We start from the raw sequence: 12987 nt of genomic DNA, 5'->3' as shown, positions 1-12987 counted from the left end.
TCAAAATATTAAAATTTTTAGAGCTGCTTCATGGCATTCATAATAACACTTTTTTAGACAGCCTCCTCTTTTTATACTTAGTTTGAATTGGTAATTCTGTATATTAGTTGTTTCAATTATTCGTTATATAATTTAAACGCCCCCTACAAATGAAAAAATTCAAAAAGTCTCTGTTATTAATAATTATCTTAGGAATATCATCATACGGTTTAAAAAGAGCTGAAAAAATAAATAGTAGTGATGTTAAGCAATGGGTATCTATCTTTAATGGTAAAAACTTAAATGGTTGGATTCCTAAGTTTTATCATCATGATCTTGGAGATAATTATGCCAATACGTTTCGGGTAAAAGATGGTGTTATTCAAGTCAATTATGATGGTTATACTAAATTTGGTGATCGTTATGGTTATTTGTTTTATCATAAACCATTCGCATCATATCACTTAAAGTTTGAATATAGATTTACAGATCAATGGATGGCAGATGCGGCATCATACACTTATAGAAACAGTGGGGTTATGTTTCATTCTCAAGCCCCAGAAACCATACTTAAAGAACAAAATTGGCCTATTTCTATAGAGTATCAAATTTTAGCAGAAGAAACAGAAGGTATCCCCAGACCAACAGGTAATACGTGTTCACCAGCAGAATTCTTCGTAAATAATGAAATGACTCCCCAGCATTGCGTATCATCATCTTCTAATACTTATAAATGGGATGAGTGGATTAAAGGAGAGATCATTGTTTATAGAGATTCACTAATTACGCATATTGTAAATGGTAAAGAAGTCCTTCAATATAGAAAACCACAAATTGAAGGAGGTACTGTTAAAAGAAACAATTCAGTAATTAAAGTTGAAGGGAAAAGGCTAACAGAAGGTTATATTGGTTTGCAAGCAGAAGGACAGGGGATAGAATTTAAAGAAATAAAAATCAAGGAATTATAAAGTTTTGATATAATTTGAATAATTTTGTTAAAACGCACAAAAAATGAGTTTTTTCTTACGTTTAAATAAATCTATTAAAAGAAGAAGGCTATTGTCTTTTTTTATCTTTACCTCTATTGCTACAATTTTATTGGTTGGCTATTTCTTTCTTGAGAAGAAAATCGTTTTAGAAACTGTAGCTTTATTTTTATTTATTCTGACCATATTACAAGTTCTGGTATTGCAGTATTTTTTTAAAAATCAGTTAAAAAATGATACGATACAATCAAATTTGAATAGACGAATTGATGCGTTGAAAATAAGTTTTGAAGAATCTGATAAACTAGTTGAACATAAATCAATTTATTTAGCAAATATGAGTTATGAGGTTCGCACGCCACTTAGCACTGTTTTAGGTATGCTGAATATGTTAAAACAAACGAATCTTGATGACGATCAGAAAGCACAAGTTGAAATTGCAGAATACTCATCAAAACATCTTTTGCAATTAGTAAATATGGTTACAGATAATGCAGATGTTGAAACTGGAGATCTTAACTTGACTTTATCAACAATGGATTTAAAATTAGATTTGTCTTATCTTTTTAAAGTGTTTGAATATCAAGCTTGGGAAAAAGGGTTAGACTTCGATTTTAAGTTTTTATATGAAGAAAAAGATACGTTTTCTGTTTTAGGTGATTCGGCTAGGATTCAGCAAGTATTAATCAATTTAATTAATAATGCCATTAAGTTTACTAACTCGGGAAAAATAGAAATTATAGTTGACCAAACTATTAGTATTGACGACGACCAGATAGTAACATTTTACATTAAGGATACTGGAATTGGTATGCGAGAAAGAGAAGTTAAAAGAGTTTTTAATAGCGCTTCAAGCCCATATAATGCCTCCATGATGAGAGATTATAGAGGCGGCGGTATAGGGCTTTCTATTTCGCATCAACTAGTAAAATTAATGGGTGGAGAGTTAAAATTAGAAAGTAAAGAAAATGAAGGATCTACTTTTTATTTTAGTTTACAATTAAAAAGGACATTAAATATTAAAGTAGAAAAAGTTGAGCAAAAACCGATACTACAAGATAAGTTTAATGTATTGGTTGCAGAAGATAACCGTATGAATCAAAAGGTTATTAAATTTTTATTAGAGCGTCAAGGGGCCGATTGTACTTTTGTGAAAAATGGTATTGAAGCTGTCGAATTATATAAAATTTTAGATTTCGATATGGTATTCATGGATATTTATATGCCAGATATGGATGGTTACCAGGCGACTAAGGCCATTAAAGAAACCAAGAAATTTGCAAATAAAAACACACCAATAATAGCTGTATCTGCAAGTGCTTTTGAAGAAGATATCGTTAATGCTAAACTTGCAGGAATTGATGAGTTTTTAGCAAAACCAATAGAAATAGAGCGGTTAAAAGAACTATTGATCAAATATGCTAAGAAAGATACATCTAGTTAATCTTTTATGTTTTTATTAGTCTACGTATGTATGCTGTTTGTCATTCCTGCCTTTCGTCTTCGCTTAAGATAAACTACGGCAGGAATCTCTACTTGATATCTAAAACACATTATGTACAAAACAAAACATCAATATGATCTCTATATTTTAACTCATGTTAATGGAACATAGATTTGTAGAAATAGGAAATTCTACTTATTGAAAAGAAATATCTAAAGATTAGGCTTATTTATTTGACTAGTGAATTCCTCTCAGCAATGACAAAGTAATTAATTGAGATGTGTACACACGTATGTTAGTTTCAAGAAATTATTTATAGGGTCTTTGCGGTTATTTCTATAGTAGACATATTGCTACAAACATAAAAGTTATGGATATCGTTTACTGCGTACTTTTATAACTAAAATTTTGGTAGAAGAGGAGGCTGTCTAAAAAATGCCATTCGGAACGAAGTGAAGAATCTCTTAGTTTTAAAGTTTTGATTTTAAATAAGATTCTTCACTTCGTTCCAAATGACAAGACCCTTTTGAAAACATACAAACATGAGATGACAAAATCCCTTACTTTTTAGACAGCCCCATGGTTTTATTAGGATGTTTTTAAACTATTTTTTAATCAATCGCAGGGTCTTTATATATTTTTCGTTAGAAATTTTTACAAAATAAACTCCACTTTTAAATGAGCTTAAATCAATTGTTTCTTGTAGTTTATTCGATTTTTGAGATTTAATTAAACGACCGTTCATATCTAATATATTAAACTCATTTTCAGTTGTAATCGCATTATTAAACTTAATCGTAACTTTATCTGTGGTAGGGTTAGGAGCAGCTGTTACTTTAAAACTGTCATTATCCTTTTCCTCCTCAACACTCAAAGTTTCCGAAGGAATTGTTATTGATATGTTATGAAAATCAATGAGTTGAGTATTTAAATTATTATCTGGAGTGCTTATAGTAAAAGATGAAAGGTTCGTATTATTATCATTATTTGTTGTAAAAGTAAAACTAACAGGGACGCCATTGCTATTGGGGGCTGCTGGTGTTTCATCAGTAGTATCTATTACAATCTCATTACCGTCTTTAAAGCCTTTAAATTGTATCGTTTGTGATGATGACTGATTAAAATTTACAAAATCAATTTGATTTAAAGTAAATGTTTGCGAAGCCCCGTCTTTTGTTAAACTAATCTCCCAACTTCCTCCTCCTGATTGTGGACTTTCATAAAAAAACGCCTGATCGTCAGTTTCAAGATCCCATAGCGCAGCTCCACTGTTAGGTTGATTGCCATCGGGACTATGAGTAGCAGTTAAAACATATAGAGATCCATCTTCAATAGTTTGAGTAACACTTGGTCCAGATACGACAGTGCCATTATTAGAATTGGAATCAAAAACAATTGTTTGAGAAAAAGCAATGCCAGTAGATAAAGCTAATGTTGATAATAATACGTTGCGTAATTTTTTTTTCATGGTTTTTAAATTTTAATAAATTAGGTTATTTTATACTTGTGTTAACCTGTTGTTCTTAGTTAAAATAATTGTCAGTTCAAATGATTTAGCTTTTTTCGTCGAAATCATTTGAACTGACAAATTTTTCCCAAAATGCATAACAGATAATATTGTGTAATTTTATAACGTATACTTAAGTTGTTCTAAAAAAAGTGCTTAAATCAATTAAATTAGGGACGAAATAAGTATTTTATGGGATTTAATAATTTTGAAACTGATTTCTGGTGGTTGCTGAGGCAGGTTATCTATAATGGCATGGTGATTATTTAGATTCGCATTCCTGTTTTTGCTTATTGGTGATACTCTTGGATGAAATGTAGCGCCTAGTACATACAAAAAACATCCAATAATAAGTGCCAAAGTCTTTTAAAACGGGACATAAAAAGATTTTTTTGAATATTGAAAATGAAAGGACTTTACTCAATAAGTATTCACTATTATTTGTCCATATAACATCAAATTACCTGTAAATATTAAGTATTAAAGAAAAAGGAAAAAGTGTTCATGTTTTATGTTCATAAATGATTAAAAATCAATACAACTTAATGAGGATCGAGAAAAAAATTATCAAGCGGATGAAATGAGATTGATCGGCACAGACAGGGAAGTATGACTGAAGAATCTTTAGAGATTAATAATAAAGATTCTTCGCTTTGCTCTGAATTACAAACGATTGAAAGTTAGGTTTTTATGGTGTTACCAACCATCCAATACGCATTGTAATGTATGGGGTACTGTTTCAGATAAAGGTATTTCTTCAAGATTATCACCCAAATAATTTCCACTGGCAAGACCCGTAACGTTGTTAAAACGATAAGACCAGCAATATCTAAGATTTGTGTGTTCTTCTGAGTATGTTACCAAATTATCAATTAATATGGCATTTTGAAAGTCGCTAAAGGCTAAAAAATAGCCTAAAAATTGATTGCGACGTACATCGGCATCCGAACTATCATACATATACATACCACAACTATTACATACATTTTCATGAACATAGGTGGCGCGATTATGACCTTTGTCTCCACCACTAGAATATTGTATATAACCTAATCGTCCATTTGCAGATCCAGTAACCATAGTAATGGTATTTCTAGCAATAATGTTATGTGTTTTATGCCAGCTCACAATAGGACCATCCAAATACGTGCTATTGTCGCCTTGTTCCATGACATTATCTAGTATATATACATTTTCACCACTAGCATTTACAATATCGCCACCAGAATTGTGATGAAAATAGTTATTTTGAATTAAGATATCTTCATCGATACGTCCAGGACCTTCAATATCAATACCAAATTGAGGAGCTGTTCCGCTAATATGATGTATTTCATTATCTGTAATTTTAATTCGTACACCACCAACTATAGAAATTCCTTGACGTCTGTTACCGTAAATATCGTTATTGGTAAATGTAACATCGTTAGAATCTAATACCAAAGAACCATCACCAGTAACACTGTATATTTCCATGTTTGTAACCAAGACGTTATTATTACTCCAAACACAAATACCATGACCTTCATCATGAGCCGTTTTTCCATCACTTTCTCGTGGTGTAAATACATGAGTATCTTTATCTCCTATAATAGTACCATCACGTACAATAATATTATCTCCATTTAGTCTAAGCACACAATAATTCCATTTGTTGTTGGTGTCCATCCTTAAAATAGCACCTTCACTAAATACAAATTCGGTATTTTCATAAATATCAATACCCGCTTGATAAATGTCGTTGCCTTCTTCTCCTACCAAAAAAATACCTTCTGGTAATATCACTTTTCCAAAGCCTTCACCATGTGCATAATCAATAGCAGCTTGTAAATTTGCTGTTGTTTTTATAGCATCTGTGCCATTATTTGGAATATCCCATTCTATAACATCAATAGTATACGCGTTGCTATTTGTTATTAAAGGTGTATCAACATTAAAAACCAGTTTTGGTAAACCATTAGCATCTAAATTTTCTATATCTGCGCCATATTCTCCATTAGTGTCTGCGTCATCACTGTCATTGTAACATGATATATTAAGAATAAAGACAAAAATTAATAGGTAGTAGTAGGTCTGGTTTTTCATAAGTCGTTTTATAAATTTGGGGATTTATAAGTTGCAATATATTAAATACATTTAAAAAATATTTTTTAAATCGATACATTATATACGTATCATAATTACAATTGGTTTAAATTAAGACACGAATAGAATCTCAGTGTGATTTAGATGTCTAACATAAACATACTACTCTAAATTTTATTTTTTTTCTTTCTGAAAAGAATCTTTAAAATGTCCTACTAAAATTCTAAGATTTAGAATCTTTAATAGATATCAATAATTCCCTAATATTCACATCTAAAATTTCCGCAATACGCTTCAAATCTTTTAAATGTGGTTGTGACTTATTATTATATATTGAAGTTACTTGTTAATAGATAATACAAGCTCTTAGAGTTTACCAAGGAAAAGACATGGTAGGTTTTTAAACCTATATGGTTTAATAGAGCTAAGACTGTGTAAGCAAAAAATGAATTGATTTCATGATATTATTAAATTTTCAATTTTAAAACCGTTTTAAATAGCAGGAAACCTGATTTTAGGTTTCCTGCTTCTAATTTTTTTAATACCCCGAAACTTGTAGAAAACATTTCCTATTGAATGTCTTGTATGCTTACATCGAGGTCGTTTATTTCTTCATGAATTTTAATACTTTTGAAATTGATCTATTGAATATTCTTACAAAATAGATTCCTGACTTTAAAGAACTGACATCAAATTTTGAAGAATTGTCGCCGCTTTGTAGTTCTGGAATAGTCTCTAATTGACCAGACATATTCAAGATTGATATCTGCGATTCGTTGGTAACTCCTTTGATATTTAGTTCATCAGTTATAGGGTTAGTATATAAATATATTTCATTCTCTATACCCAAACCAGATAATTGACTACTAGCACTACAAGAGCCTACCACAAAATCATGTGGAGAAGCTCCTGTATTATTTTCACCACCTGTAGGTAAGCTATAAGTGTAATAGAAATAAACATGTTCTCCTTCATTAGTATTTGTCTGGAAAGGTACATTTGGAGTAACACCATATCCTGGGTATGGCCCCGTTGCAGAAGTACTGTAATATAAAATACATACAGTATCTCCTATTCCTGCTATTTCTGGAATAAAAGTAATTGTTGGATTTACAGTATCTGCTGAAATCTCATAACTATATTGACCATTTGCTGCTAATCCATTACAATTTGTTTCTCCACCAGTATCCTCGGAAGCTTTTAGTTCTATGAAATTAAGATTTAATCCAGACAAATCAAATACAATTCTTAATTCATGATTTCCGTTATTGATAGAAATACCTGTCACGGTAATTGTTTCATAGTTGTGCCATCCGCCAGTATCAGGTACAGATATCACTTCTGTAATAGAAACGCCATCCAACTCTAGATGAAATTTACCATTACCATCGGGGGAGGCTACACGGAAGTTGATATCATAAACATTTGTTGGAGCAGTACCATCAATATTATATGCTAACCATTCTCCTGAATCAATCCAGCCCACATTATACATCCCTGTTGAGTCTTCAGTGGTTTCTATATCTACATCATCTTGTCGATACGCTCCACCTGTATTTCCTGTACTCGTATCATGATAACCAATTCCTTCTCCGCCTTCTTTATACTGTTCTGCTTCTATAATCCCTGGTATTGCTGTGTAAGATGCTGAATTTTCATTTACAATAATAGAAGCTGTACCTGAAATAGATCCGCTTGTAGCAGTTATTGTATGCGTTCCCAAAGTGCTACCTGTATATAATCCATTAGTATCTATAGAGCCTCCCGTTACTGTCCAGGTAAAATTAGTTGCAAAAATATCTCCATTTTGATCAAATCCCCGAGCAGTAAATGATGCTGTTTGATTTAAACCTATTGAAGCATCCGTAGATGAAACGATTATTGAAGATAGAATAGGTGTTTGTATGGCATCATCTGTTGTTAGAGACCTTAAGTTATCTATATAATAAGTATCCCCGTTACTGCTATTCGGGTCGAACAAGAATACAATGTTATCAATTTGTGCATCAGTAACGATTAGATCTGGTGTTTCTGTGAGTACAAATTCTATTGTATGCCAACTATTTTGTTCTTTTACAGCTGCCTGATATATACTATGCCTTCCTGATGGATAATTAGATGGGGTGGATAAAGAGCTAGCTTCCAATTGCCAGCTAATTACAGTGCCTATTGGTGCACTAGTATATAGATCCATAGTAAATCTCTTTTCTTCTGAAACATATGCACTTGCATCATTTATGGCATTAGTGTCAAAAAATAAGGCATCATATAATTCTCCCGCATTTCTAGCGTAGCTAGCTGCTCTTGAAGACCCATTAACGGTATTCGTTTCTGGATTTTCTACATCTGTTGTATAAGTTCCAGTAGTCGTAGGATTTAGTGTAAGATTATTAATTCCATTATAATCTTGAATCATTTCCGAAAATTGATAAGAAGATGGTAATTTGGTTATACCATATCTAAAATTATCAAAATAGTAAGTCTCAGTAGTATTAGAACCAGAATTAAAAAGTATCGAAATTTCATTGATAGAAAGATTAGAAGTTCCTGCATCTGGTGATGAAGAGTGACTAAATGCTACAGTATGCCAAGCGTTTTGTTCTTTAATAACACCGCTAAACTGACTATTTCTACCTACAGGAAAATCATTATCAGAATTCGCTTGATTTTCTAAACTTAACAAAATTTCTGTTCCCACAGGTGCAGCCGTATATAGATCCATATAGAAGATATGTTCTCCTTTAATAAAAGGACCACTATTCTCTATAGCTGTGGTATTAAAAGCTACCACATCATAGGTTTCGACGGCATTTCTAATATATTTTGCCACATTAGCACTATTATTAACGTTATTGATATCTGGATTTGTTACATTTTTTGTGTACACACCATTTTGGAAAAAATTCGTCAATTGATTTATTCCATCATAATTTGCTATTACAACTTCTTCTAATAAAACAGGATCTGGGGCATCCATTTTTCTTATGTTATCTATATATATTGTATGTCCTGTATAACTATCTGAATCTATTAAGAGTACAAGTTGATCTGCTTCTAAAGCGCCTACACTGGTATCTGGTCTATCAATTAATTCGAACTCTAGGGTTTCCCATTTATTTTGAGTAACCGTCTTTGCACTGTATCTACTATGTCTACCAGAAGGCCAATCTCCTGCAGAAAGCGCTCCATTTTCTATTTGTAAAATGAATTCTGTACCAATTGGGGCTTCACTATAAACATCCATCCAAATTATTTTTTCTTTGGAAGTATACTCTAAAGCATTTCCGATATCTGGAGAGTTCATATACAATCCATCATACTGAGCTCCCGAGGCTCTTACATATTTTCCTACTGTTAAAGAATTATTTACGGAGTTTATTCCTGGGTTAGCTACAGATTGACTAAGTACGCCATCTGTTTTTGAGGAATATGTTAACTTTCGATTGCTCTCAAAGTCTTCATAAATAAATTCTAATACTAGTTCTGGATTTACAGTAACATTCATTTTGAATTCATTTTCTCCACAATTAGGAATATTTACTAGAACCTTTACATCTCCACCAGTAGTACCCCAATCAACCAAAATAGAGCTGGTTCCTTGTCCTGAAATTATTGTAGCTCCATTGGGTACTGACCAATTATAGGATGCTCCACTTGTTGCCGTTATACTATATGCCTTATCCGTTTCGCCTTCATATACTTTGTTATCTCCTATAAGTTGTGTATTAAATACACTACTGTATATGCGTACATAATCAACTTCCATCTGCGTAGGGTAATCTGATGGAGTAGGAGGAATGTTACCTGTGTAAGGTGTTCCAGAACCTCCAACTGCTACATTAAGAATAATGTACCAATCACCTTCGTTAAAAGGCCATGGATCTACTGTATTAGCTGGAGTTACCGTATGATATAATTGATCATCTACATACCATCTAATTTCTGAGGGTTCCCATTCTACAGCATATTCATGAAATCCTGCAGAAAGATCGAGTCCGGCATTATATTCTCTGCCATTATATTGCCAGTCACCATTAGAGTAATGAACAGTTCCTTCTATACTCTCAGCATTTTTATGCTTGGCTTCCATAATATCTATTTCCCCCGTAAATGGCCAATTACTATTTTCGGGTAACATCCAGAAAGCTGGCCATACACCTCCTGCAGAAGGTAATTTTATACTGGCTTCATAGCGCCCATATTTGGAGTTAAATTTACCAGAAGTAATTAATTTAGAAGACGTGTATTGTTTTCCTCCTACGGCTTCATTTCTGGTCGTAATTATTAAATTTCCATTCTGTACTGTTGTGTTTTCTGGTTGATACCATTGTTCTTCATTATTTCCAAAACCGCATAAAGTAGGGCATCCATCTCCAACAATAGAGGTCCATTTACTTTGATCAACGGAGGTACCTGAAAATTCATCACTAAAAATGAGTTCTGAACATTGAGTATATCCTATACTTCCTGAAAAAAACAGGACTGTAAAGGTGATAATAGATTTAAATAATAGGTTTTTTTTCATAATTGATTTGTTCGTGTGTATTACTAAGTTAAATTCATTAAAATGCGTTTCCTAAATACGACCTCCAGAATCTGAAGAGAGAAAAGGATTAACGAAAGCTTGGATTGGGGATAGTCAGTTTCAATAATTTTGTTATGTTATACCTCACCCAGAACAGCCAAAAAAGGCAATTTTGATGGTTCCTAAGGAGCGATGAGATAGGCTACCTCGACCTTAGAAGGCGAAGAATTTTTAGATTAAAAAAAAAGAGAGTTACTAAATAATTATCCTTTCGTGTTTATTTTTAAGATTATAAAAAAAGCTATTTTTTAATAATCTTTTTGTTTTTTAATACACCTGTCTTAGTATTAAAAGCTTCTAAAATATAAATTCCAGATTGCAGGGCTTCAATGCTTATTGTCTTCTCTTTTTGATCATCCTCTACACTTTCAAACATAACAACTCTACCTGTAAGGCTTATTATTTTAATTGTAGAATGTTGTAAACTTTCATTACTAGATAATGTCACGATGTCCAGTACAGGGTTTGGCGTTAATTTTATAAAACCAGGAGCAATCTCTATTTTTTCTGAAGCTTCAGAAGTCCCTTTTTCTGAAATTTTTGCAACAGAACTATCGCAAATTGGCTGGCTGGCTGTACTGCTAAAATACAGAGTAAACCCACCTGTTTTAGAAACCATTACAAAATTCCCAGCATCTGCAGTAACCCAGTATGCACCGTCTAATCCAGTAATTCCAGTACCAGAAAAAGTCGCTTCTGGTTGCGTACTGTTAAAACTGGCTGTAAGACTCTCTCTTAAATCTACATACCAGTTTGGAGTACCATTATTGGTATTTATAGAAAATTGATATAACCCATTATTATTCAGATCCCAATTAATAGTAAATGTGGTCACATTATCTAAATTCGGACCGCCACTTCCTAAAACATAAATATTATGATATGAAGCATTTAAACTTGGTAGGGCACTAGATATAGGCGTATCAAAATCACAAGTGTTAACGCCATCTACTTCTACAAGTATTGTTTGGGTTACAGGTGCAGAATTGACTTCACCATCATTAACAGTAAGTGTTACCGTATAAGATCCAGCAGTTGTATAAGTAATTAGAGGATTCATTTCTAATGATGTATCACCATTTCCGAAATCCCAGTTATAGGTTAAGGTATCGCCATCAATATCCGATGATCCTGAAGCGTCAAACTGCACACTTAACGGTGCATTTCCAGAAGTAACAGAAGCTGTTATGCTTGCTAATGGAGGTGTATTGATACTTCCACCAATTACATTTGGGATTAGCGGTGCAAAATGAGGGCTTAAAACGTCCATTTTCCATTGATTAACACTGGTCCAATCATCCATTAAAATGCCCCCAGTATCACCAGAATTAGGGTTCATGGTCCAAAAAGTCCAAGAATAAATACTTCCCATAAAGTCCATCCATTCCGTATACCAGGTATAAGCAGTAGCATTACTTTGATTTTTAATTCCGAATTCACCAATAAATAAAGGAGATGTATTGTTTTCATATAAATAATGAAAATGTTCATTCCAAATTGCAGGCATATTATTAGGGAAATCTGATGAATCAAACCAATCTTGTGGCGCTACCTCTGGACCATATTCATGTGCCGAATAAAACAATTTACTTGGATTAGATAATTGCACAGGATACTTTGTTACACCTTTAAGTTGTCCGCCCCACCAATAAGAATCTCCTTCAAACTCACCAACACCTTCAACTATAATTAATACATCTGGATGCACTTCTAAAATAGCATTACCACAACGCTCTGCTGCCTTATTCCAATCTGTACTTGGGTTGCTATCTCCCCAAGTAGACCCATGAGGTTCGTTATTAAGATCCATGGCAACTACAGCCGAAAAGTTTTTATATCTATTCGCTAAAAATATCCAATCTGCTATCCATTCTTGTTCAGAAAAAGTATCGGTGTACCAATAGGCTTCGTTTAAAAAACCATCTGCTGCTCTGGAGTGATTATCTAATACAATTTTTATATTATTTTCTTGACACCAGTTTACTATAACATCTAATAACTCAATAGGTTTACTTAGCGTAGCTTCCTCGGCATTCATTGGTGAAACTCCAGAGTAGGGGTCTGTTCCAAAAGAGTTTATGGTTATACTAGCCTCAGGGTTCAACATTTCGTTACACCAAGGAATTCTAATAGTATTAAACCCTAAGTCTTTAATTTGCTTTAATACACTTTTTGTATCTCTAGACCAAATTCCATGAGGACTGTATAAAGATGTTTCGAAACCAAACCAATTAACTCCGGTAAGACGAACCTCATTACCTGCAGAATCAAATAATTTATTTCCAGAAGTGTTTAAAAAATTTTGTTGCTGTGCATGCGTGTTCGTTGTAGCGCTAAAAAGCCATACAATGCTAAAAATTATAAATATAAAATATCTCATTTTTTGTTTTATTATTATGTA

At 32.7% G+C, this 12987-nt stretch carries 6 protein-coding genes; 2 read left to right on the top strand and 4 right to left on the bottom strand.

Annotated elements, in window-relative coordinates; genetic code table 11:
* Window positions 1–149 precede the first annotated feature (149 nt).
* A complete protein-coding gene (locus Q4Q40_RS18315; protein WP_303303424.1) occupies window positions 150–947 on the top strand; it encodes a 3-keto-disaccharide hydrolase in 798 nt (265 codons plus the stop codon).
* A 43-nt stretch (window positions 948–990) separates the two neighbouring features.
* Entirely contained in the window at window positions 991–2409 is a 1419-nt protein-coding gene (locus Q4Q40_RS18310; RefSeq protein ID WP_303303423.1) for an ATP-binding protein, read from the top strand.
* 604 nt (window positions 2410–3013) lie between these two features.
* Here Q4Q40_RS18310 and Q4Q40_RS18305 read toward each other — a convergent pair.
* The 4 genes from Q4Q40_RS18305 to Q4Q40_RS18290 form a co-directional block, all read right to left on the bottom strand.
* On the bottom strand, window positions 3014–3877 hold the full coding sequence (locus Q4Q40_RS18305; RefSeq protein ID WP_303303422.1) for a T9SS type A sorting domain-containing protein: 864 nt from the start codon (window positions 3875–3877) through the stop codon (window positions 3014–3016).
* 735 nt (window positions 3878–4612) lie between these two features.
* Entirely contained in the window at window positions 4613–6001 is a 1389-nt protein-coding gene (locus tag Q4Q40_RS18300; RefSeq protein ID WP_303303421.1) for a right-handed parallel beta-helix repeat-containing protein, read from the bottom strand.
* 604 nt (window positions 6002–6605) lie between these two features.
* Window positions 6606–10526, bottom strand: coding sequence for a family 16 glycosylhydrolase (locus Q4Q40_RS18295; RefSeq protein ID WP_303303420.1), 3921 nt, complete (start codon window positions 10524–10526; stop codon window positions 6606–6608).
* Window positions 10527–10827: 301 nt separating this feature from the next.
* The gene (locus tag Q4Q40_RS18290) at window positions 10828–12966 is read right to left on the bottom strand and encodes a cellulase family glycosylhydrolase (RefSeq protein WP_303303419.1); all 2139 of its coding nucleotides are present in this window, start codon (window positions 12964–12966) and stop codon (window positions 10828–10830) included.
* Window positions 12967–12987 lie beyond the last annotated feature (21 nt).

This window comes from Flavivirga jejuensis (assembly GCF_030540765.1).
In the GTDB taxonomy this organism is placed as follows: domain Bacteria; phylum Bacteroidota; class Bacteroidia; order Flavobacteriales; family Flavobacteriaceae; genus Flavivirga; species Flavivirga jejuensis.
This window is presented reverse-complemented; position numbering and strand designations above follow the sequence as displayed.

What these genes read in the sequence shown, in the direction of transcription:
- Q4Q40_RS18315 (WP_303303424.1), top strand. Translation starts at nt 150, where the DNA reads ATGAAAAAATTCAAAAAGTCTCTGTTATTAATAATTATCTTAGGAATA.
- Q4Q40_RS18295 (WP_303303420.1), bottom strand. Translation starts at nt 10,526, where the DNA reads ATGAAAAAAAACCTATTATTTAAATCTATTATCACCTTTACAGTCCTG.
- Q4Q40_RS18305 (WP_303303422.1), bottom strand. Translation starts at nt 3,877, where the DNA reads ATGAAAAAAAAATTACGCAACGTATTATTATCAACATTAGCTTTATCT.
- Q4Q40_RS18310 (WP_303303423.1), top strand. Translation starts at nt 991, where the DNA reads ATGAGTTTTTTCTTACGTTTAAATAAATCTATTAAAAGAAGAAGGCTA.
- Q4Q40_RS18290 (WP_303303419.1), bottom strand. Translation starts at nt 12,966, where the DNA reads ATGAGATATTTTATATTTATAATTTTTAGCATTGTATGGCTTTTTAGC.
- Q4Q40_RS18300 (WP_303303421.1), bottom strand. Translation starts at nt 6,001, where the DNA reads ATGAAAAACCAGACCTACTACTACCTATTAATTTTTGTCTTTATTCTT.